The organism is Enterococcus dongliensis (assembly GCF_031927985.1).
In the GTDB taxonomy this organism is placed as follows: Bacteria; Bacillota; Bacilli; order Lactobacillales; family Enterococcaceae; genus Enterococcus_A; species Enterococcus_A dongliensis.
In genome coordinates this window covers 1-23,222 of the sequence record NZ_JARPZC010000010.1, presented here as the reverse complement: position 1 = coordinate 23,222, position 23,222 = coordinate 1, and the positions used below count along the sequence as shown (strand labels likewise).

The 23,222-nt window shown below is 37.7% G+C and carries 22 protein-coding genes; 14 read left to right on the top strand and 8 right to left on the bottom strand.

Annotated elements, in window-relative coordinates:
- Window positions 1-68 precede the first annotated feature (68 nt).
- The 5 genes from P7D84_RS08395 to P7D84_RS08375 all read left to right on the top strand — a co-directional run bounded on the left by P7D84_RS08395 (window position 69) and on the right by P7D84_RS08375 (window position 5,849).
- A complete protein-coding gene (locus P7D84_RS08395; RefSeq protein WP_311806018.1) occupies window positions 69-719 on the top strand; it encodes a Dph6-related ATP pyrophosphatase in 651 nt (216 codons plus the stop codon).
- Between the two features lie 187 nt (window positions 720-906).
- Window positions 907-2,304, top strand: a complete 1,398-nt coding sequence (gene mnmE / locus P7D84_RS08390; RefSeq protein WP_311806016.1) for a tRNA uridine-5-carboxymethylaminomethyl(34) synthesis GTPase MnmE — start codon at window positions 907-909, stop codon at window positions 2,302-2,304.
- 14 nt (window positions 2,305-2,318) lie between these two features.
- Window positions 2,319-4,220, top strand: coding sequence for a tRNA uridine-5-carboxymethylaminomethyl(34) synthesis enzyme MnmG (gene mnmG / locus P7D84_RS08385; protein WP_311806014.1), 1,902 nt, complete (start codon window positions 2,319-2,321; stop codon window positions 4,218-4,220).
- Between the two features lie 102 nt (window positions 4,221-4,322).
- Entirely contained in the window at window positions 4,323-5,336 is a 1,014-nt protein-coding gene (locus P7D84_RS08380) for a DUF4767 domain-containing protein (protein ID WP_311806012.1), read from the top strand.
- Window positions 5,337-5,423: 87 nt separating this feature from the next.
- Window positions 5,424-5,849 carry a GNAT family N-acetyltransferase gene (locus P7D84_RS08375; protein ID WP_311806010.1) on the top strand — a complete coding sequence of 142 codons (426 nt, stop codon included), beginning with the start codon at window positions 5,424-5,426 and terminating at the stop codon, window positions 5,847-5,849.
- Window positions 5,850-6,046: 197 nt separating this feature from the next.
- On the opposite strand, the gene aroD is transcribed toward P7D84_RS08375, so the two are convergent.
- The 3 genes from aroD to P7D84_RS08360 all read right to left on the bottom strand — a co-directional run bounded on the left by aroD (window position 6,047) and on the right by P7D84_RS08360 (window position 9,075).
- The gene (aroD, locus tag P7D84_RS08370) at window positions 6,047-6,805 is read right to left on the bottom strand and encodes a type I 3-dehydroquinate dehydratase (RefSeq protein ID WP_311806008.1); all 759 of its coding nucleotides are present in this window, start codon (window positions 6,803-6,805) and stop codon (window positions 6,047-6,049) included.
- A 10-nt stretch (window positions 6,806-6,815) separates the two neighbouring features.
- Complete coding sequence (locus P7D84_RS08365) at window positions 6,816-7,694, bottom strand: shikimate dehydrogenase (protein ID WP_311806006.1); 879 nt, start codon at window positions 7,692-7,694, stop codon at window positions 6,816-6,818.
- Between the two features lie 172 nt (window positions 7,695-7,866).
- Window positions 7,867-9,075: an MFS transporter gene (locus P7D84_RS08360; RefSeq protein ID WP_311806004.1), complete on the bottom strand. Its 1,209-nt coding sequence runs from the start codon at window positions 9,073-9,075 to the stop codon at window positions 7,867-7,869.
- A 148-nt stretch (window positions 9,076-9,223) separates the two neighbouring features.
- Here P7D84_RS08360 and P7D84_RS08355 point away from each other — a divergent pair, with 148 nt between their 5' ends.
- The 7 genes from P7D84_RS08355 (at window position 9,224) to P7D84_RS08325 (ending at window position 14,794) form a co-directional block, all read left to right on the top strand.
- Complete coding sequence (locus P7D84_RS08355; protein WP_311806003.1) at window positions 9,224-10,114, top strand: LysR family transcriptional regulator; 891 nt, start codon at window positions 9,224-9,226, stop codon at window positions 10,112-10,114.
- A 119-nt stretch (window positions 10,115-10,233) separates the two neighbouring features.
- Entirely contained in the window at window positions 10,234-10,947 is a 714-nt protein-coding gene (rsmG, locus tag P7D84_RS08350; RefSeq protein ID WP_137603685.1) for a 16S rRNA (guanine(527)-N(7))-methyltransferase RsmG, read from the top strand.
- An 88-nt stretch (window positions 10,948-11,035) separates the two neighbouring features.
- Window positions 11,036-11,803: a ParA family protein gene (locus P7D84_RS08345; protein ID WP_311806002.1), complete on the top strand. Its 768-nt coding sequence runs from the start codon at window positions 11,036-11,038 to the stop codon at window positions 11,801-11,803.
- Entirely contained in the window at window positions 11,790-12,680 is an 891-nt protein-coding gene (locus tag P7D84_RS08340; protein ID WP_137603687.1) for a ParB/RepB/Spo0J family partition protein, read from the top strand. The genes P7D84_RS08345 and P7D84_RS08340 overlap by 14 nt, the downstream gene beginning before the upstream one ends.
- 67 nt (window positions 12,681-12,747) lie before the next feature.
- Window positions 12,748-12,945: a DUF951 domain-containing protein gene (locus P7D84_RS08335; RefSeq protein WP_137603688.1), complete on the top strand. Its 198-nt coding sequence runs from the start codon at window positions 12,748-12,750 to the stop codon at window positions 12,943-12,945.
- 30 nt (window positions 12,946-12,975) lie between these two features.
- Window positions 12,976-14,076: a redox-regulated ATPase YchF gene (ychF, locus tag P7D84_RS08330; protein ID WP_137603689.1), complete on the top strand. Its 1,101-nt coding sequence runs from the start codon at window positions 12,976-12,978 to the stop codon at window positions 14,074-14,076.
- Between the two features lie 13 nt (window positions 14,077-14,089).
- Entirely contained in the window at window positions 14,090-14,794 is a 705-nt protein-coding gene (locus tag P7D84_RS08325) for a DUF1129 domain-containing protein (protein ID WP_137603690.1), read from the top strand.
- 35 nt (window positions 14,795-14,829) lie between these two features.
- Here P7D84_RS08325 and P7D84_RS08320 read toward each other — a convergent pair whose 3' ends face one another.
- Together P7D84_RS08320 and P7D84_RS08315 are read right to left on the bottom strand one after the other, a co-directional pair.
- The gene (locus P7D84_RS08320) at window positions 14,830-15,534 is read right to left on the bottom strand and encodes a DUF4811 domain-containing protein (RefSeq protein ID WP_137603691.1); all 705 of its coding nucleotides are present in this window, start codon (window positions 15,532-15,534) and stop codon (window positions 14,830-14,832) included.
- The gene (locus tag P7D84_RS08315; protein WP_311806000.1) at window positions 15,531-16,997 is read right to left on the bottom strand and encodes an MDR family MFS transporter; all 1,467 of its coding nucleotides are present in this window, start codon (window positions 16,995-16,997) and stop codon (window positions 15,531-15,533) included. The genes P7D84_RS08320 and P7D84_RS08315 overlap by 4 nt, the downstream gene beginning before the upstream one ends.
- A 143-nt stretch (window positions 16,998-17,140) precedes the next feature.
- Here P7D84_RS08315 and P7D84_RS08310 point away from each other — a divergent pair, with 143 nt between their 5' ends.
- On the top strand, window positions 17,141-17,614 hold the full coding sequence (locus P7D84_RS08310) for a MerR family transcriptional regulator (RefSeq protein WP_137603693.1): 474 nt from the start codon (window positions 17,141-17,143) through the stop codon (window positions 17,612-17,614).
- Between the two features lie 104 nt (window positions 17,615-17,718).
- Complete coding sequence (guaB, locus tag P7D84_RS08305; RefSeq protein WP_137603694.1) at window positions 17,719-19,203, top strand: IMP dehydrogenase; 1,485 nt, start codon at window positions 17,719-17,721, stop codon at window positions 19,201-19,203.
- Window positions 19,204-19,267: 64 nt separating this feature from the next.
- Here the strand turns inward: guaB and serS are convergent, their stop codons facing one another.
- The 3 genes from serS to croR form a co-directional block, all read right to left on the bottom strand.
- Window positions 19,268-20,548 carry a serine--tRNA ligase gene (gene serS, locus P7D84_RS08300; RefSeq protein WP_311805998.1) on the bottom strand — a complete coding sequence of 427 codons (1,281 nt, stop codon included), beginning with the start codon at window positions 20,546-20,548 and terminating at the stop codon, window positions 19,268-19,270.
- A gap of 285 nt (window positions 20,549-20,833) precedes the next feature.
- A complete protein-coding gene (locus tag P7D84_RS08295) occupies window positions 20,834-22,015 on the bottom strand; it encodes a sensor histidine kinase (protein WP_311805997.1) in 1,182 nt (393 codons plus the stop codon).
- Window positions 22,005-22,694 (bottom strand): response regulator transcription factor CroR, encoded by a 690-nt coding sequence (gene croR / locus P7D84_RS08290; RefSeq protein WP_137603697.1) that lies wholly within the window; start codon window positions 22,692-22,694, stop codon window positions 22,005-22,007. The genes P7D84_RS08295 and croR overlap by 11 nt, the downstream gene beginning before the upstream one ends.
- Window positions 22,695-23,222: the final 528 nt, after the last annotated feature.

Genomic DNA, 23,222 nt, shown 5'->3' with positions numbered 1-23,222 from the left:
TAGCTTTAGCTTACTTAACGCTTTTTTTAAACTTCTTTGAAAAATCCAAGTAAGAAAGAAGAGAGATTATGGAAAAATTTTATTTAAGTTTTAGTTCTGGAAAAGACTGCATTTTAGCGCTGGATACCTTAGTTAAACAAGGTCTGCAGCCAGCTGGACTGATTACCAGTTTAAACGAAGAAATCAATCGCTCTTGGTTTCATGGTGTTCCAGAAGGTATTCTAAAGAGTGCTGCTACTGCATTGAATCTCCCATTAGTGATTGTTAAAACAGACGGCAAAAATTATGAGAAACAAATGCTCAAAGCATTAAAAGAAATCCAAAAAGAAGGAATCAGCAGTATTTGTTTTGGCGATATCGACATTGAAGAGAACGGTGATTGGGATAAACGTATCGCCCAAGAAGCAGGATTAACGCCTTATTTACCATTATGGCAATGCGAACGTCGTGAAATTGTGAATCAATTTCTTTCTAGCGGGTATCAAGCAATTATTAAGACAGTTAGCAAAAAATCAGGAATTCCGGTTGAATTTCTAGGTCGACCATTGGATGATGCTTTTATTGATTATTTAATAAAAAATGATTTAGATGTTTGTGGAGAAAATGGGGAATATCATACATTAGTGATTGATGGACCACTATTTTCAAAACCTGTTACATTCAAAACGCAAGGTATCTACGAAAGTTCCCAGGCATATTCTTTAATTATTGAAGAATAAGCTTTCTTTACTAAAATTTGAGAAAACAGTGGGATTTCAGCAAGGATGCTTGAATTGTTAAAAAAAATATGCTAATCTTACACCAGAATTTTGTAGAAAAAGCAGTCAAAGTGCTCAATCTACTCCTTATTAAGGGGTGGAGTAGGCACTTTTTTTATGCTCTAAAAAAGAAACAGGAGGAAATAAAGTGGCAGAAATCACCTTAGAATTTGATACGATCGCAGCAATTTCGACCCCGCCAGGCGAAGGTGCAATCAGTATTGTACGCTTGAGCGGTGATCAGGCAGTAGCGATTGCAGACAGTGTTTATCAAAGCGGAAAAAAATGTTTGTCAGATGTTCCAACACATACGATTCATTATGGACATATCGTTGATCCTGCTGATCAGCAAGTAGTTGATGAAGTAATGGTAAGTGTGATGCGTGCACCTAAAACTTTTACTAGAGAAGATATCGTTGAAATCAATTGTCATGGTGGTATCGTGGTCGTTAATCAATTGTTGCAATTAATCCTACGTTCAGGTGCCCGTTTAGCAGAACCTGGTGAATTTACGAAAAGAGCTTTCTTGAACGGTCGTGTAGATTTGTCTCAAGCAGAGGCGGTCATGGATTTGATTCGAGCAAAAACAGATCGAGCGATGAATGTCGCAATCAATCAATTAGATGGAAATTTGTCTCATTTGATTCGTGAATTGCGCCAAGAAATTTTAGAAACGTTGGCACAAGTTGAAGTGAATATTGATTACCCAGAATATGATGATGTAGAAGAACTAACGACCCAATTGTTATTGGAAAAAGCGCAACAAGTCGGTCAACAGATCGATGCGTTGTTATTAAACGCTCAGCAAGGAAAAATTTTACGCGAAGGTCTGAGCACAGCAATTATTGGTCGACCAAACGTTGGGAAATCAAGTTTATTAAATTATTTATTACATGAGGAAAAAGCAATCGTTACAGAAATAGCTGGAACGACACGCGATGTGATTGAAGAATATGTCAATGTTCGTGGTGTACCATTGAAATTAATCGATACAGCAGGAATCCGTGAAACGGATGATGTGGTGGAACGAATAGGCGTAGAACGTAGTCGAAAAGCGTTAAGTGAGGCTGACCTCATCTTATTGGTCTTGAATCAAAGCGAAGCGCTGACTGACGAAGATCAAGCATTATTAGCAGCGACACAAGGCTTGAAACGGATTGTTTTATTAAATAAAACTGATTTGCCTAGTCGATTATCACCTGCTGAACTAGCAGAATATCTGAGTGAAGAAGAAATTTTTGCAATCTCTGTTTTGGAAAAAGCAGGTTTGGATCAATTAGAAGAAGCTATCGCAAAACTCTTTTTTGGTGGCCAAACCGGAGAGAAAGACGCGACCTATGTATCAAATACTCGTCATATCGCACTGCTGGAAAAAGCCGGTCAATCATTGACTGAAGTCCGTAACGGGATTATGGCAGGGATGCCGGTAGATTTAGTTCAGATCGATATGACACGGTGTTGGGATTATTTGGGTGAGATTGTTGGCGACAGTGTACAAGACGAATTGATCACACAATTATTTAGCCAATTTTGTTTAGGAAAATAAGAAGGAGCATCGATATGGAATACAATGCAGGAAAGTATGACGTGATTGTCGTAGGTGCGGGACACGCTGGTTCTGAAGCAGCCTTAGCAGCAGCGCGAATGGGACAAAAAACGTTATTGATTACGATCAATTTGGATATGGTGGCATTTATGCCATGCAATCCTTCGATTGGTGGTCCAGCCAAAGGTGTCGTCGTGCGAGAAATTGATGCACTTGGCGGTGAAATGGGACGCAATATCGATAAAACTTATATTCAAATGCGAATGTTAAATACGGGAAAAGGCCCCGCGGTACGCGCATTACGAGCACAAGCAGATAAACATGCGTATGCAGAAGAAATGAAGCATACGATTGAAAAAACAGAAAATTTGACCTTGAAACAAGGTGTAGTAGATCGGCTAGTCGTTGAAGAAGGAATTTGTAAAGGCGTTGTAACGTCAACAGGTGCGCGATATTCAGCGGAAGCTGTGATTATTACAGCCGGAACAGCTTTACGTGGTGAGATCATTATCGGTGAATTGAAGTATTCATCTGGTCCTAATAATTCTCAACCAGCGATTAAATTAGCTGATCACTTGCAAGAATTAGGATTAGAAATCCATCGATTCAAAACTGGTACACCACCACGAGTAAAATCAGGTTCGATCGATTATAGTAAAACAGAAATCCAACCGGGAGATGAAAAACCCAATCATTTTAGTTATCAAACACCAGACAGCCGCTACTTACAAGAGCAAATACCTTGTTGGCTGACGTATACGAATCTAAAAAGTCATGAGATCATCCAAAATAATTTGCATCGTGCACCGATGTTTACCGGTATCGTTGATGGGGTCGGTGCTCGTTATTGTCCATCAATTGAAGATAAGATTGTTCGATTCGCAGACAAAGAACGTCATCAATTATTTTTAGAACCAGAAGGACGTCATACAGAAGAAGTTTACGTACAAGGCTTATCGACATCATTGCCAGAAGATGTCCAAAATGAAGTATTGCATTCAATCGAAGGTTTAGAAAATGCTGAAATGATGCGGACTGGTTATGCAATTGAATATGATATGGTTGCACCGCACCAATTACGACCAACATTAGAGACAAAAGTTATCGAAAATCTTTACACGGCTGGACAAACCAACGGGACTAGCGGATATGAAGAAGCAGCAGGACAAGGTTTGATGGCCGGTATCAATGCCGCTTTAAAGATTCAAGGCAAAGAACCGTTCGTTATGAAGCGCAGCGATGGGTATATCGGTGTCATGATTGATGACTTGGTTACAAAAGGAACAAATGAACCGTATCGTTTATTAACTTCCCGTGCAGAATATCGTTTGATTTTGCGTCATGATAATGCTGATCTGCGTTTAACAGAAATCGGACACGCCATCGGTTTGGTGGAAGAAGAGAGTTACCAAGCATACTTAGTCAAAAAGGCCCATATCGAAGCTGAGATGGCTCGTTTACGTTCTGTTCGTATAAAACCTAATGAAGAAGTTCAAAGCTTCCTGCGGGCTAAAAACAGCGCAGAATTAAAAGATGGTGTTTTGGCGAGTGATTTCTTAAAACGACCAGAAATTTCTTATCAAGAACTATTGCTATTCATTCCTGCTAATGACGAATTGACGGAAAAAGAAATCGAGCAAGTCGAGATTCAAATCAAATATGAAGGCTATATCAAAAAAGCGATGGAAAAAGTCGATAAGTTAAAACGAATGGAAGCTAAACGCATTCCAGAACGCATCAACTATGAAGCAATCAATGGTTTAGCTACTGAAGCAAAACAAAAACTTCAAAAAATCCAACCAGAAACAATTGCCCAAGCTAGCCGTATCAGCGGTGTGAATCCTGCAGACATCAGTATCTTGATGGTCTACATCGAACAAGGGAAAATTGCGAAGGTTGGCACAGAAACGGCTTGATATTCAGCCGTTTTTTTGTTTTTAGCAATCTATTTAGGAAAAGACCTTTTAATAAGGGAGGCTATTTGCTAAGCTAAAAGCAGATAAATTGGGAGTGATCAAATGAAAAAGCTCATTGTTGGGGTAAGTATAGGGATTTGTTTGTTTAGTTTAGCAGGCTGTAAAGACCAAAAACAGACTAAGGGATCAGAAAGCAAGAATTCTGTCAAAATTTCAGAAACTTATTCAACTACTAAGCGTACGGGGAACAAGGAAAAAACTCGTTCGCATCTCAAAAAAAATGTTCCAACATCATCAGAAAATAATAAAGAAACTAGTGAAACAGCTACTGTTTGGACGGAGCAAAAGGCTAGTGAACTGCGCACATTTATGAAAAATTGGGGCAATACGATGGGACAATCTTATAAGGAATATCAACCTGGTCAAAATGTTAATTTTTATGGATTAAATTTACCGGATGATGTATTGGGAACAAAGCAACCAATTGCAGTCAACGATAAGATTGTATCAGCTGAATGGTCTGCTAGCGGAAAATCGTCTGCAGAATATACAATCGTTTCAGTTTATTCCGATGCAGAAACGGCTTCATATGCAGTCAGACATGTTTATTTCTTTGGTTTCAATAAGGATCAACCTATCGTTTTAGTCTCTATGCAAAATCAAGGAATGCCTGACGGAGCATTGCATTTTACTCCGACAGAAAATAGTCAATTAAATACAGGTTTTCAAAATATTGCAGGTGGTACTTCTGCTAGTCAACCTACTCAAGATCAAAGCACTCAAAATACTGATACGTGGTCTTCAATGGATGAAGCGATTCAATTTTATGAAGCGGTCTATAAAAATACCTCAAACGAAATAAGTAAAAATATCGTATGGGAAAATTATGATAGAAAATGTTGGAGTTTAGTTGAACAAAACGGTAACCGGCTAGTCCTGCATTGGGCTAATATTAGCGGAGCAGGCGGTAGTTATGATGAATTTATCAAAAATGGAGAAACAACTGAATTAATAGTTTATGATGGAAATGCTTCATATCCTGCTAGTCCGGGATACAAATACACGATTCGTAATACAGATCACCTCGTTATTAAAACAGAAAAATTATGGAAATAATAACAAATTAGCCCATTATCCATTGGGCTTTTTTTATTAAATGATTGATCAATTCATTCAATGTAAAAATCAGATAGGAGAATAAAAGTGCGTATAGTAGAAAATAATACACTGGAACTACAGGCGAAAATTAAAGATAAAATTGTTGCTTTTGGCAATAAAAAATTACCTACCACGATTGATACACTACCGGAATCTACTTTTGGCTGCTATTTATACGATGAAGATAAACTTGTAGGCGGAATTGCAGCCCATTGTTTTTGGAACATCATGCATATTGATTTTTTCTGGGTGGATGAAAATTTGCGGGGACAAGGACAAGGTAGAAAATTGTTGTCTGAGATTGAATTTATTGCTAAAAGAGAGCACTGTAAAGCCATTCATTTAGAGACTTTTTCATTTGAAGCACCTAATTTTTATAAGAAAAACGGGTATGAGGAATTTGGAAAGATCAAAGATGTTCCGATACTAGGATGTGAGTATTTCTTTTTTAAGAAAATCATTGAATCGTAGATTGTATCAAGATAAAAGTATTTCAAATAGCTAATTATTTGAAATACAATCAACCAGAAGAAAATGTTTCATGTGAAACATTTTCTTCTGGTTTTTTGGAACAGTTACTTTTTTATAAGCAATAAATAACTAAAAACAAGAAAATATATAACGTGTTTTAACAAATATTTCTCAATGGATTTTTGAGAGAATTTAGCTCATTGAGTTAATTTTAGTGTAGCCAACATTTTTCGTAATTCTGCAACAGGAATTTGACCAGGAGCTGATGCCGTTTTAGCAGAACCAAAAGTTGCAGCAGAACCAAAGAGTTGACCGGAGACACGACTGATCATTCCTAAGGCACCCATTGACATAGTGATTAATGGAACGTCAGCATGCTCTTCGTGCATTTCACGAGTGGCTGTTAGTAAAGTCAGTACATCAGCGGAATTTTGAGGCATCACAGCAATTTTACAAATATCTGCTCCTTTGTTTTGCATTTTTTGTAGTCGAGTGACGATCTCTTTTTTTGCAGGTGTTTGGTTAAAATCATGATTACATAAAATGACTTTAATGTTATTTTTATGAGCGAGATCAATCGTTTCTGCTACATTTTCCTCAGGCATGAACAATTCTATATCCAATAAATCCAAACAACCTTCGGCGATGATTGTTTGATAAAGAGCAAAGTAATCAGCATCCGAAAGCTCACATACACCGCCTTCTTTTTTTGTACGAAAAGTGATCAATAACGGCTTTTTTAGTATAGTTTTCAATGTATGTGAAAGCTTAGCGACTATTTGCGGCACTTGAACATGATCAAAAAAATCGATCCGCCACTCGACTAAATCACAATCCAATGAATGGATCATTTTTGCTTCTGTTAAGAGTTCAGACTCAGTTTTCCCCACCATCGGAACGATGATTTTGGGTTGACCTGTACCGATGGTAACTTGACCAACAGTTACTGTTTTCATTATATTCCTCCTAATCGTTGAATAATAGTTCTTTGATATAGCTGACAGGCATATCCTCACCTGTAAATAGTTTAAAAGCGGCAGCCCCTTGATAAAGCATCATACCGAGTCCATTAATTGTTTTTTTTGCTCCATGTTCTTTGGCAAATTTTAGTAATTTTGTCTCACGTGGAGCGTAAACGACATCAAAAACAACTAAGTCTGGGCGAATGACAGCAGGATCAGTAATTAAACTCAAATCTTCTAATGGTTTCATTCCAACACCAGTTGCATCAATATAGATACTACTTTCGGCAATTGATTTTTTAAATGCTTGTTGATCCGCTAAACCAGTAACTGTTGCTCGGCATGCTGTATTTTCATTGATTTTACGTGCAGTTTCTTTAGCATTTGAAAAAACACCATCATCAATATTGAAAATACGTAGTTCTTTCGCACCGTCAAAGGCAGCTTGGATCGCGACAGCAGTTCCTGCACCACCAGCACCTGTTAAAGTGATAATTTGATTTTTAACTTCGACTCCTTCATCTTTTAATGCAGACATAGCACCGATTCCATCTGTATTGTATCCTACGAGATGTCCTTTACCATCAAGATTAGTTACTGTGTTGACAGCACCTATCAGCATTGCTTCAGGTGATACTTCATCTAGATAAGGAATAATTGCTTGTTTATTGGGCATCGAAACGTTAGATCCACGAATTCCTAGAGCACGGATACCTTGAACAGTATCTTTTAGTTCTTTATTACCTACTTCGAAAGCTAAATAAGCATAATCAAGTCCTAGTTTGGCAAAAGCTTCATTATGCATGGTAGGAGACATACTATGTCGAATCGGAGTTGCAATTAAGCTGATTAGTAAAGTATGTCCAGTAAGTCTTTCAGTCATTAGAAATTTCCTCTTTTCAAGTTTATTTGATCAGTAATTACCAATCTAAGCGTTTTCTAAATGATTTGATTGAGAACTCAATCACAATTAGTTAACTCTATTTTAAAATTTAATTTGATTAAAAACTAATGCTTTATTTGGATGAAACCAATAAAATAAATCAATAAAACAACTAGTTTAAGACCAGCTGCTTCACCAATTTATCGTAACGATAACTAATAATGAGAGAAGCAACCAAACCAATAACATTTAAAACAATGATGAACCAAAATACATAAGTGATTTTTTGCTCACTAAGTAAGCCAGTGATGTAAGGTGTGACCATGATCGAAACAGATGTAGCAAGTGAATAATAACTGGTACATTTACCTTTGTGTTTAGGAAATAATTCTAACATCAAAGCAAGTCCTAATTGCCAAATACCTCCGGCAGTAAAAATTCCAATACATATCGCAGCTATAACGACAGTAACAAAGTTCGGATGAATCAACATCGAAATCAGTGTTAAACCGGAAATGACTAGACAAGAACTGATAAATTTAGGTATATTGATCCCTTTTTTCACGATTCCAGAAGTAAAAAAAACTGAGATAAACGAGCCAGTGCTGTAGAGGCTGACAAAAATCAAACTATTTTCATGGGAAACAATCCGCATATTTTCGGCATACTGAGGAATCCATAAAATAAAAATATTGAACAAGGAAACAGAGACAAATGAAAAAACTAACAAGGCGATTCCATCAATTTTAAAATTTCCACGATTTTTTGAAGTGATTTGTATAATATCTTGTGTTTCCTTTTCTATAATTGTCGTCGATCTCGGAAAGCGGGCAAACATCAAATAAAACATATTAGCAAATAGACATAATGCACATAAAATAAAAGGCCAGCCAAAAAATAAATCATGTTGCAGTAAATATCGAGTAATAAAAGGAAGTAAAAATTGTCCGAGTGAGATAAAAGCTTTGTTTAATACACTCAAAGAACTATTTATTCGCTCATCTGGATATGCTTCAACTAAAGTCGGATAAGTACTTGTATCCAAGAAAGCATTGCTAATTCCGCCAAACATTGCTAAAAAAAAGGCTAATTGATAATTCGGACTCAAAAGCATTCCAGAAAAGAAAATCATATAAGATATGATGGCAATCAAAACAGTTTTTTTGCGCCCAAATTTATCTGAGAAATAACCTGAAAAATATAGACTCAAAATTCTTCCTAAGCCAATAGCACTCATAACTAAGGTGACTTGAGAAGTAGTAGCTTGCCAATGTAGCCTTAAGTTTGTCATATTTTGTGACAGAAGAATAGCCGCCATTCCTTGGAAAATATAGTTGAAATATAAACTTGATATTAACAAACCATAGTGATTTTTTTTCATTAAAGGCTCCTTTCATGTGATTTTATTCACTTGTATTCACACACATAGTACCTCAAAATTATTATGAAAACTAATGATTTATATCAATAAAATTGATAAACTCTATTTATTGAATAGAGTTATAGTTTTTAGTAAATGAGGTGAAAAATTGAATTTACGACAATTAGAATTTTTTGTTATATTAGCGCAAACGGAACACATGACGCAAGCGGCCAAAAAGACCAATACATCGCAACCCAATATTAGCCATGCGATGACAATGTTAGAACAAGAAATTGGAGTGACATTATTTGAAAAGAAGGGGCGAAACATCCAGTTGACTCGCCACGGACGAATATTTTACGAGTATGTAGCTCCAGCATTAGCTAGGATTGAAAAGGGTCAAAAAAAACTGCAAGAGATGATTGATCCTAATTCAGGTGAAATCCAATTTGGTTTTATTTTTACGATGGGGGCTAAACTAGCACCGAGATTAGCCCAGTCTTTCCATCAGCAGGGCAATGACAAAGTTAGTTTTGAATTTCAACAAGGAAATTCTAATCAAATCATTAAAATGCTGCTTGAAGATCACATCGATATTGGTATTTGCTCAAAGGTGAGTGATGATCCTGAATTGATTTATCAAATTTTAACACAGGAAGAGATGGTGGTGGTAGTGCCCTTGAACCATCCATTGGCAAGGTATGATGCTATCTCATTAGCTGAAACTACTGAATATCCTTATGTTTACTATAATAAACAAAGTGGTTTGCGTCCTTATTTAGATCAGCAAACTAGGAAGCTAAAACTAGATTTAAAAATAGTTTGTGAATTAGAAGAAGATCATAGTATTTTAGGATTTGTTGGAGAAGGTTATGGAATCGCTATCATGCCTAATGTTATGTCGATCACCTCATTTCCAGTAAAAAAAATTACTATAAAGGATAGAGTGGATGATCGTAATATTTATTTAGCGGTAAAAAGAAATAATTTAGAGATCCCAGTTCTAAAAAAATTCTATGATTTTTGTCTAGAAAATTTGAATAAAAAATGGGATTAAAGCTTTCTTAATCTCCTTGTGAAACATACGTAAACCATTGCATGTAACGTAATAATGCGTTAAAGTAGAGAATAGTCTGTGAAACATTTTTCTGTTTCACGAAAATGAAAGGATTTCTTATGACACCAGAAGAATTTCAAGCGGAATTAGAGAAGCAAGGGATCCAATTATCGGCAAAACAGATGGATCAATTTGCGACTTATTTTCATTTATTGGTTGAATGGAACCAAAAAATGAATCTTACCGCCATTACTGAACACGAAGAAGTTTATTTGAAGCATTTTTACGATTCTATCACATTGGCTTTTTCTGATACGTTCAAACCAGAAGGAAAGTTATGTGATGTAGGATCAGGTGCTGGTTTTCCCAGTGTACCATTAAAGATTGTTTTTCCAGAATTAGAGATCACTATCGTCGATTCGTTAAATAAGCGGATTACTTTTTTGAAAACTTTAGTGACGGCTTTGCAATTAGATGGTGTGAATCTTTATCATGATAGGGCGGAAACTTTTGGACAAACGCCTGAATTTCGTGAAGCCTATGATTTTGTTACTGCGCGAGCAGTTGCTCGATTAAATGTGTTGACGGAATTGTGTTTGCCTTTAGTGAAAAAAAATGGTTGTTTCTTTGCCTTGAAAGCAGCGAAAAGTGAAGAAGAGTTGACCGAAGCACGACCTGCGATCGCTTTATTGGGCGGTAAGCTGATCCAAGCAGAGGATGTCTCACTGCCAAATGGTGATACACGGCACATCATCACTGTACAAAAAAAGAAAGAAACCCCAAAAAAATACCCACGCAAACCAGGGATGCCCAACAAGCAGCCATTAAAATAAATCTAATGAATACGTCAAAATGAGAAATACAGAAAACACGTAGCGGTTTTTAGGAAAAATTCATTAGTACGAACTAGGAGGAAATTAAATGGCACGGATCATATCTGTTGCAAACCAAAAAGGCGGCGTTGGAAAAACAACGACGACTGTGAATTTAGGTGCGTGCTTAGCTTATGATGGTAAGAAAGTCTTATTGATCGATAGCGATGCGCAAGGAAATGCGACCAGCGGGTTAGGCGTGCGCAAACCAGATGTGAAGCAAGATATTTATGATGTTTTAGTCAATGAGATCCCAATCAAAGAAACGATTATTGAAACATCGCGAGAAAATTTGTCGATCGTTCCTGCAACATTGCAATTAGCTGGCGCGGAGATCGAATTGACCTCTATGATGGCACGAGAGTCTCGTCTAAAGAGCGCGCTAGCAGAAGTTATTGACGAGTATGACTTTATTCTGATAGACTGTCCGCCATCTCTAGGACATTTGACGATCAATGCTTTTACAGCTAGTGACGCCATTTTGATCCCAGTTCAATGTGAATACTACGCGTTAGAAGGATTGAGTCAATTACTAAATACAGTGCGTCTAGTTCAAAAACATTTTAATCCAGGATTAGAGATTGAAGGCGTCTTATTGACGATGTATGATGCACGTACGAATTTAGGAGCAGAAGTAGTAGAAGAAGTGCGGCGCTATTTCCAAGAAAAAGTTTATGATACGATCATTCCAAGAAATGTTCGCTTATCCGAAGCACCTAGTCATGGAAAGCCAATCATTGATTACGATCCACGCTCAAAAGGTGCCGAAGTCTATCAAGCTCTAGCAAAGGAAGTGTTAGTTCGTGAGCAAAAATAAAGGTTTAGGCCGCGGGATTGATGCCTTGTTTCAAGATTTGTCTGAGATTGAAGAAGTTGATATGAAAAAGGACCAAGTGATCGAGATTCCGTTAAGTGATCTGCGTCCCAATCCTTATCAACCACGAAAATCGTTTGATGAAGCGACATTGCAAGAACTAGCTAACTCAATTGAGCAATCTGGTGTTTTTCAACCAATCATCGTAAGAAAATCTGCGGTGAAAGGGTATGAATTGATTGCCGGCGAACGTCGTTTTCGTGCGTCAAAATTAGCTGGGAAAGAAACTATTCCGGCTATCATTCGTGAGTTTGATGAAGAAGCTATGATGCAAGTTGCTGTCTTAGAAAATCTGCAGCGGGAAGATCTGAACCCGCTAGAAGAAGCCGAAGCCTATGAGATGCTGATGAAAAATTTAAAACTGACGCAAGCAGACGTCGCCAATCGGTTAGGAAAGAGCCGTCCGTATATCGCCAACTACTTACGCTTATTAACTTTGCCTAAACTAGTCAAAGAAATGGTGCAAGATGAACGGCTATCAATGGGCCAAGCACGAACGTTGCTAGGATTGAAGAAAAAAGATCAAATCTTAAAACTAGCCAATCGTGCGGTGAAAGAGAATTTGACCGTCCGCCAATTAGAGCAGATCGTTAATGAATACAATGAAGGCAAGGCCAAAGATAAGAAAAAAGGGCCACGACTAGCAAAAGAAAAACCATACTACTTGCGAGAAAGCGAAGACCGCCTGATGGACAAGTTCGGAACCGGTGTCGAAATCGTTGAAAAAGACGGCAAAGGCAAGATTTCGATTGAATACCTGTCACCATCAGATTTGACTCGAATCTTAGATATTTTGAATATTCATTTTGATGAAGCTTAGTTGGATTAAAATCGCTTAGTTTTATTAAAAAGCTGAATACTTAAATTTAACATAGGAGGTTTGCCAGATGTACGATTTAGGTGATATCGTTGAGATGAAAAAACCGCATGCTTGCCAGACAAATCGCTGGGAGATCATTCGGATGGGTGCGGATATTAAAATCAAATGTATCAATTGCGGACATATCGTTATGATGACGCGCCGTGACTTTGAAAAGAAAATGAAAAAAATCCTTGAGAAAAAAACAGAGTTGACTCAAGAATAATTCCTTAGTAGAGAAAGAGTGAAGTATATCATGGCCTTAACAGCCGGAATCGTAGGATTACCCAACGTAGGTAAATCTACCCTATTTAATGCAATTACTAAAGCAGGTGCAGAAGCTGCCAACTATCCTTTTGCAACAATCGATCCAAATGTCGGGATGGTGGAAGTCCCTGATTGGCGTTTAGAACGCTTGACTGAATTAGTTCATCCGAAAAAAACAGTTCCCACGACATTTGAATTTACTGACATCGCTGGAATCGTCAAAGGTGCCAGCAAAGGAGAAGGATTGGGAAATCAATTTTTGAGCCATATCCGTCAAGTAGATGCCATTTGTCACGTAGTCCGTTGTTTTGATAATGAAAACATCACACACGTGGAAGGACGCGTTGATCCGTTAGAAGATATTGAAACAATCAACTTAGAATTAGTTTTAGCTGACTTAGATTCAATCAACAAACGATATACACGAGTAGCCAAAGTAGCGAAAACAAAAGAAAAAAATGCCGTTGCAGAATTGGCCGTTCTAGACAAATTAAAACCAGTTCTAGAAGAAGGTCAATCGGCTCGAACGATCGAATTTACTGAAGAAGAACAAAAAATCGTCAAAGGCTTATTCTTATTGACGAGTAAACCGGTTCTTTATGTAGCAAATGTAGATGAAGAGACGGTTGCAAATCCAGATGATAATGAATATGTACAAACTGTTCGAAACTTTGCTGCCAGTGAACATTCAGAAGTAATCGTCGTCTGTGCTGAAGCCGAAGAAGAAATCGCTGAATTGGAAGAAGAAGATAAAGCAGAATTTTTAGAAGCGATGGGAATCGAAGAATCCGGGTTGGATCAATTGATTCGTACAGCATATGATTTATTAGGCTTAGCTACTTATTTTACTGCAGGAGAACAAGAAGTTAGAGCGTGGACTTTCCGCAAAGGGATGAAAGCTCCTCAAGCTGCAGGAATAATTCATACAGATTTTGAACGTGGATTTATTCGTGCTGAGACAGTATCTTTTGAAGATCTGGATAAATATGGCAGTATGCACGCGGCAAAAGAAGCTGGGCGTGTTAGATTAGAAGGAAAAGATTATGTCGTGCAAGATGGCGATGTAATGTTGTTCCGTTTCAACGTTTAGGAGGAAAGAAATAATGGAACCAGAGAAATTGCAAACGTTGCAAGCAGAAAATGTACAGCTTGAAGAAAAATTGACCAAACGAAATGAACAGTACATTTTTGACTTGAAAAAAGCTTTAAAAGCAGCAAATTTAACGGAAGAACAGACCATCAAGGCTTTAAATGAAATGCTGCCAGTTTTAGTAGAAGAACAAAAAGCTGGAAAAACCGCACGACAATTATTTGGGACAGTTTCAGAGCGATTAGATGCAATCGTAAATAAACCTGTTGAACAGAAAAAATCAACGACTGCATCATTGATGTGGTTGGACAATTTCTTATTGTTATTTGGTTTGCTAGGTATAGTTTCCGGAATTATGGGACTGTTTGTTTCACGTGGAACACAGCCGGTTACTTATGGAATCACTGCGCTGATCGTCGCTTCAGCAGTCGGCGGATTAGTATTTTACATGATGTATCTATTTATTTATCAGTATGATCAACCGGGTGCAGATAAATCAAAAAAACCAAAAACTTGGAAAACGATCCTTATGTTAGCCTCGGTTACACTTGTCTGGTTTTTAGTATTCAACGGTGCGGCCTTGTTGCCACCAGCATTAAATCCTATTCTTGATCCGATAGTTTTAGTCGTATTATCTGGTCTTGCATTAGTCTTGCGTTACTATTTGAAAAAACGCTTTGGTATTATCAGCAGTTTAGCCACTGCACCACGTAAATAAAAAAGAAGGAAGTTCATTATGAACTTCCTTCTTTTTTATTTAACTTCAGCAATTAGTTTAGCTAAGGCTTGTTGTTGATATTCAACAGTAGCTTGCTGGATGATTTTTTGCTGTGTTGCTTGATTCATCGTGGGTTGCTGAAGCATAGCTTTTTTGACTTTTGCTTGAACGAAAGATTTTGCGTCTGTTTCCATCGCAGTTTTGTTTTCTTGAACTAATTTAGTTAATTTTTCTGCTTGTTCAGTACTTAAGACTACCCAATTCTTAGGAATACTGAAAGTATTTTTTTCTTTGATCAATTGGTGATCTTTACTGGAAAGGCTAAACCAAAATTTGGCAGTATCGTTTTTATAAACCCAGTAGGTTTTGTCGATTTGTAACTGCGCATTTTTTTGCGTGTTTTTTACGATATTTTTGACATGATCTGTTCCAGTCGGTTTTGGTTTATCTTGGGAATCATTGGTTTTATATAAATAAACTTTTTCTGTACCATTACCGAGTGGTTTATAAAGCAGCAAATCAATATCTTTATTATCAGCTGCGGTAGTCAATGTTTGAGTCGTTGTCTCTGTAAGTTGTTTCATCCCATAATGGTAGTGATCATTTGCAGTGATAAATCCTAAGCTGAGCAAGAAGACGACCGCAAAAATCATGGATAGTGCGGTCTGCCAAGTTTTTTTTGCAAAGATATTGGTCAGAGCAAAAGCAAGCACGCTTATGATTGTTACGATGAAAATCATTTTACAACACCTCCGGCAACTTTTTTATTTGCCTTCAAGAAGAAGGTGATGGCAAAACCAATCAACCCAAAAATGACAGCGACGAAAAAGGCTGCATGATAACCAGATAAAGTAGCATCGAGGGCTTGAGTTTTATAAGATAGCGGCAATGTTTTCAATAGCGAAGCTTTTGGTAGATTGTCTTTTGTTACATTTGTCAAAATGCTGATTAAAACAGCGGTACCGATCGAGCTTGCTACTTGACGGAAAGTATTGTTGACGGCTGTACCATGACTAATCAAGTTCATTGGTAGAGCGTTCATCCCTGAAGTAGTGACTGGCATCATAACCATAGAGATCCCAAACATACGTAGAGCATACAAGATAACAATCATAGCGATTGGTGTTTCTTGTGTCAAAAAGGCAAAAGGTAACGTAGCAGCAGTAAGGATCAACATACCACTGATAGCTAATCGTTTTGCACCATGTTTATCGAAGATTGCACCAGTGATAGGCATCATGAGTCCCATGATTAAAGCCCCTGGTAATAACATTAAACCCGAATGAAAAGCCGATTCTCCTCGGATGTTTTGGATATACAAAGGCAAAACCATTTCAGCACCCACCATCGCCATATTGACGACACCACTTAAAATTGCTGTGATTGTAAAGATGGGGGATTTGAATACCCGTAATTCTAAAAATGGCTGTTCCAATTGTAGTTGACGCCAGACAAACAAGGCGATGACTATAATCCCAACAATCAAAAAGCCAATCACTTTCATACTGCCCCAGCCGTCATTCCCAACAGAAGAAAAGCCGTAGAGCAAACTACCAAAACCGATTGTCGACAATAAAGCAGATAAAATATCGATACTTGGATTAGATAATCGGATAACACTTTTCATTAAGAAGCTCGCTAATACTAAAACTAAAACTACGATTGGGATCACCATACCGAAAAGATCACGCCAAGTATAGTGATCGATAATCCAACCAGAAAGGGTGGGACCTAAAGCTGGAGCCAATCCAACTACAATACCAGCCATCCCCATCGCTGATCCGCGTTTTTCTGGTGGAAAAATCGATAGCATAATGTTTTGTAATAAAGGCATCGAGATCCCGACGCCTGCGGCTTGGACTAAACGTCCGATTAATAAGGTAGAAAAGTTTGGTGCGACGAAACAAGTGATCGTACCGATCAAAAAGATCATCATAGCAGCTAAATATAATTTTTTTGAACTAAATTTGTTGATCAACCATGCACTGATTGGAATCATGATTCCATTTACCAGCAAAAAGCCGGTCGTTAACCATTGAACACTGGAAGCTGAGATATCAAAAGCTTTCATTAGTGCTGGAAAAGCTGTAGTTAACAAAGTTTGATTCAATACCGTACAAAATGTTCCAATTAATAGGACAACAACTAGCAAGGAACGATTGTAAGGTTTTCCATAAATATCGACCGTTTGATTATGACTCACGATCTAACGCCTTCTCTCTTTTTGGAAATTTTCAGAAACATAAATGTTCGTTTGTTACTTTACTGCTATTTGAATTATTTGTCAACTTACTTGACATAGATGTTAGCGAAAGTATAATCATAAAGTAAAGAGAGGGATGCGTTGTGAAAAATAATATGGTGAAGCAACTCCTAGAAAGTACAGATTTATTAGTAGGTATCAGTGAATTGAGCAAAGTGACTGGCGTTTCCCCACGTCAAATTCGCTATTGGGAACAAAAGGGATACATTCGATCAACAGGGGAAAAAAATGGCAATCGAACGTTTGAATTACCCATGGTCATTCGAGTAGAGATTATCAAGCACTTTTTGGATGAAGGATACACGTTGACTGCATCAGTTAAAAAAGCCCAAGAACGACAAGAAAATATTCATCATGCGAAATTATTGTTACGAGAGATCGTTAAAGGCATGCAAAAAATCGATGAACGGTATACGGTGATCCATTTAGATAACTTTACTAATAAGGAAGGCTTTTATTTGATTCGAGACAATGAGACCAATCAAGTAACGTATCAAATGTTTGGAGAAGACACCGAAATCACAACGGAATTACTAGCAAAAGAATTTGAACTTTAAGAAAAATAAGGGTTAGATGAGGAATTCAGCACAAGTTGTTGACTTCACTCACGCATTCTGTTAGTTTTTTTATTAAAAATAATTCTGGGGAGTGGCAACGAACGATGTCTAATTGGGAAACGAAATTTGCAAAAAAAGGTCTGACATTTGATGATGTATTATTGATTCCGGCGGAGAGTCATGTATTGCCGAATGAAGTGGACATGAGTGTACAATTGGCAAAAAATATAAAATTGAACATTCCATTGATGAGTGCAAGTATGGATACAGTGACAGATAGTAAAATGGCGATCGCGATGGCTCGGCAAGGCGGCCTGGGAGTCATCCATAAAAACATGAGTGTCGCTGCCCAAGCAGATGAGGTTCGTAAAGTAAAACGTTCAGAAAGCGGTGTAATCATCGATCCGTTTTTCTTAACACCAGAACATAAAGTACGAGATGCGGAAGAATTAATGAGTCGTTACCGGATTAGCGGTGTTCCGATTGTAGAAACATTGGAAAATCGCAAATTAGTAGGAATCATCACGAACCGCGATATGCGTTTTGTGACAAACTACGATATTCCTATCTACGAAGTGATGACAAAAGAAGGTCTAGTAACCGCACCGGTAGGCACGAAACTCCAAGATGCTGAAAAGATATTACAAAAACACAAGATTGAAAAATTACCGATTGTCGATGAAGAAGGCCGCTTAAGTGGCTTGATTACGATTAAAGATATTGAAAAAGTGATTGAATTTCCTAATGCTGCAAAAGATGAACATGGCCGTTTATTAGTTGCCGCAGCAGTCGGAGTTACGAGCGATACATTTGAGCGGGCTGAAGCTTTATTAACCGCTGGAGTCGATGCAATCGTCATTGATACTGCACATGGACACAGTGCCGGTGTCTTGCGTAAAATCAGTGAGATTCGGGCTACTTTCCCTGAAGCGACATTGATTGCCGGTAATATCGCAACTGCTGAAGGAGCAAAAGCTTTGTATGATGCGGGTGTAGATGTTGTAAAAGTAGGGATTGGTCCAGGTTCGATCTGTACGACACGTGTCGTTGCAGGAGTCGGCGTACCACAATTGACAGCAATTTACGACGCAGCATCTGTCGCACGACAATATGGCAAAGCAATCATCGCCGATGGCGGAATCAAATATTCAGGCGACATCGTCAAAGCACTAGCAGCCGGTGGGCATGCGGTGATGTTAGGTTCGATGCTAGCCGGAACAGATGAATCACCAGGTGAATTTGAGATCTATCAAGGTCGCCGGTTTAAAACCTATCGCGGAATGGGATCATTAGGCGCGATGGAAAAAGGTTCAAGTGATCGTTATTTCCAAAGTGGCGTGAATGAAGCCAATAAATTAGTTCCTGAAGGTATCGAAGGACGGGTGGCTTACAAAGGAACCGCAGCAGATATTATTTTCCAAATGATCGGCGGATTGAAAGCCGGGATGGGTTATGTCGGTGCAGGCAACTTAGAACATCTGCGTGAAAATGCTCAATTTGTTCAGATGAGTGGAAATGGTTTGAAAGAATCTCACCCTCATGATGTTCAAATCACGAAAGAAGCACCAAACTACTCAGTCGAACAATAAAAATCGATAAGTTATTGCAAAAAAAACAGCAGCATCGCTTTTGCGATGCTGCTATATTTTTTACTTATTTTTCTTTTTTGATGACCTTTACATTTCCCATATAAGGAACTAAAACTTCAGGAATTGTAACTGAACCATCTTCATTTTGATAATTTTCTAAAATTGCAGTCACTGTTCGACCAACAGCCAAACCAGAACCATTTAGCGTATGTGCGTATTGGACTTTCCCATTTTCATCACGGTAACGGATCATTGCGCGTCGTGCTTGGAAATCTTCACAGTTTGAACAAGAACTGATTTCACGATACGTATTTTGGGCAGGGACCCAAACTTCTAGGTCATAAGTTTTCGCAGCAGAGAAGCCCATATCACCGGTTGATAGAGTGATGACACGATAAGGCAAGTTTAGTTTTTGTAAAAGAACTTCCGCATTTTGTGTCATTTTTTCTAATTCATCATATGAAGAATCCTTATCACTGAATTTTACCATTTCAACTTTATGGAATTGATGCAAACGGATCAATCCACGGGTGTCGCGTCCGGCACTACCTGCTTCAGAACGGAAAGAAGGAGACAAGGCAGTGAAGTAGATTGGCAATTCTTTTCCGTCTAAGATTTCATCTGCGTAGTAATTTGTCAAAGGAACTTCGGCTGTAGGGATCAATGTTAGATCACGGTCTTCAATTTGAAAAACATCTTCTTTGAATTTAGGAAATTGTCCTGTCCCAAACATTGATTTGCTGTTCACTAAGAAAGGCGTGATCATTTCTGTATATCCTTGTTCATAAACGTGTTCATCCAACATAAAATTATAGACTGCGCGTTCTAATCGTGCGCCTAAACCTTTGTAATAAACAAACCGGCTACCAGAAACTTTTGCTCCTCGTTCAAAATCTAAGATATCTAGATTTTCTGCGACTTCCCAATGTGGTTTTGGTTCAAAGGCAAATTGACGGGGCGTACTCCAGCGACGAACTTCAACATTGTCGTCTTCATCTTCACCAATCGGCACAGAATCATGAGGCAAGTTAGGTAAAGTCGTAGCAATCTCAGTTAATTGGGCGTCAATCTCAGCAACTTGGGCATCAAAGTCCTTGATTTTTGTCCCGACTTCTTTCATTTCAGCAATTTTATCGGCGGCATCACTTTTTTCACGTTTTAATTTGGCGATTTCATTTGATACATCATTCCGATATTTTTTCAATTCCTCGGTTTTTACTAATAACTGGCGGCGTTGTTCATCTAGTTCTAAGAACCGTTTCAAGATTTCTTCCTTCACGCCACGAGTCGCTAATTTTTCGTTCACTTCAGTAAAATTGTTACGAATCATTTTTACATCTAGCATTATTTTTCCTCCTTTTAAACTAAAAAACACCGCTTCATCCCATATAACAGGGACGAAACGGTGTTGAATTTCGCGGTACCACCCAAATTCAGCCGAAGCTGCACTTGATCGACGGGTATCGACGTCACCCGGTTTTTCTTTCAAAAAACACAGTTAGTGAAACTGGATTTCCTTAAGTTGTTTTGTTGATTCCCACCAGCCATCAACTCTCTAGAAAAACAAACTTATGTACTTGGTTTCCTGTATATCTTATTGAGACCAGTATAAGCAATCAAAAAATTAAAGTCAATGATTATCTTGAAAGCTCTTCATTTGATTTTTATAAAGCGGCAAATGAATAATGAAAGATGTCCACTCCTCATTTGATTGGGCATAAATATAACCGCCATGAAGATTGACGATATTTTGTGCGATAGCTAAACCTAAGCCTGTTCCGCTGATTTCTTGTGAACGTGATCCATCGACACGGTAAAAACGATCAAATAATTGTTCCAAAGCTTCCCTTGGAATGGGTTGTCCGTTGTTTTTGACAGTCACGACGGCTTCATTTTTAGTTTTTTCAATCTCAATCACGATTTTATCCGCATTACCGCCATATTTTAACGCGTTAGTGATCAAGTTATTGAAGACACGCACAAGTTTTTCCGTGTCGCCGTCCATAACTAATTGATTTTCTGTAGTATCAACTTGAATCTGAATAGCCTTTTTATGAGCTTCCAATTCAAAATCAGCTGCTAACTGTTCTAAGAGTTGAACCATGTCAAAAGAGACAGTATTGACCGGGACAGAAGGCTGACGAACTTTAGAATATTCAAATAAATCTTCAACTAAAGATTTCATTTGTTTGGCTTTATTATAGGCGATACTAGTATATTTTAGGATTTCTTCTTTGTTTTGATATTGCCCATCTTCAATCAATCCTAGATAGCCAATGATTGAAGTCAAAGGAGTTCGAATGTCATGGCTGACATTGGTGATTAGTTCATCTTTGGACTTTTCAATCTCTCGTTCATCTTCGATTGCGGCGACGGTACTGTCGACCAACCCATTGATACTATCGACCACTTTGCTAAGGTCACCGCGTAATTCAAACGGAATCCGATAATCATAATTCCCATTAGCTATATAATGCAGTTCATTGATGATATGGCGCAGCTGCATTTGCCGATATCGACGAATCAATCGCCAAAAAACAATCAAAACATCAAGGAGAACAAAGAAAGGAATCATAAAGTTACGTCCGCTCCAAAAAATATCACTTCCTAAATTGTTGGCAAAGATATCTTTTGTTCGATAGATCGCGTCGGTCAAATCTGGCGAATTATTAAGTATCTGTGTAAAAAGGACCATAATTGCTACATTTAATAGAAGCAACAAAATAATCGTGATGATTCCTTCAGCAATCAGTTCACTTACTTCTTTGGAAGTCAGCGTGATTCGTTTTTTCTTTTCTAGTTTATTTTGCATCTATTTTATAACCCACACCCCAAACGGTTTGGATCACTTTTTCGCCATCTGTTGCTTCTTCGATCTTATCCCGCAAATGGCTGACGTGAACCATGACCGTTTTTGCTGAAACGATACTCTCTTGTTTCCAAACCCGTTCAAAAATTTCATCCGCACTGAAAACACGATTTGGATGACTTGCTAATAAATACAAGATTCCAAATTCTAAAGCGGTTAATTGAATTTCTTTACCATCAACTGTTTTGACTTCATGAGAATCTTTGTTAATGATTAATGATTGAATCTCAAGAATATCAGGTTGATCTTCGGCAATGTGCATCTTTGTTCGACGCAACAACGATTTGACCCGAGCCATCACTTCCAATGGATTAAACGGTTTTGTCACATAATCATCGGCACCAGCGACTAACCCTTTGATCTTATCCATGTCCGTTGTTTTCGCTGTTAGCATAATAATAGGTATCTGTGATTCTTTTCTTAATTCTTTTACAACTTGCATGCCGTCCATAACGGGCATCATGATATCTAATAAGAGCAATTCGATATCATTTGTCGTACGCAGTTTACTCAATGCCTCTTTCCCATCATAGGCTTTTACGACATCATACCCCTCATTATGCAAATAAATACTTAATAGTTCGACAATCTCTTTGTCGTCATCTGCAACTAAAACTTTCATTAAATGTTCCTCCGTCCATAATAAAAATAATTACATTCCTATTTTACCAAAGAAATCAAAGGAAGGCGAAAGACAGCACTAGGAGTTAAAGAAAAATCAAAAATAAAATACCGAAAGTTAAACTTCAGATGAGATAGAAAATCCCTTTTCAAAAACAAAAAAACGAACGAAATTTTAAATTTTATATTTATACATCGTGTTTAAAAAAAGTGGATAAAATTGCTATTTTTTCGTTGACCAAATGCTCTAAAACTGATATATTATTTTATGTTCTGAGACAGCAAAAAACCTTTCGGAACACCTAAAATTGTTATTGACAGACAACTGATTTTCAGTTATTCTATCAAAGTCGCAATAAACGATGACAACAACTTCTTCGAAAAAACTTCAAAAAAGTTATTGACATCTACTTTGCAATCTGTTATGATTTAAAAGTTGCTGAAACAACGCTACAAACAATGTAGACCTTTGAAAACTGAACGAATAAAACAAACCAAATGTGTAGGGCGTTTCTATTTAATAGAAACA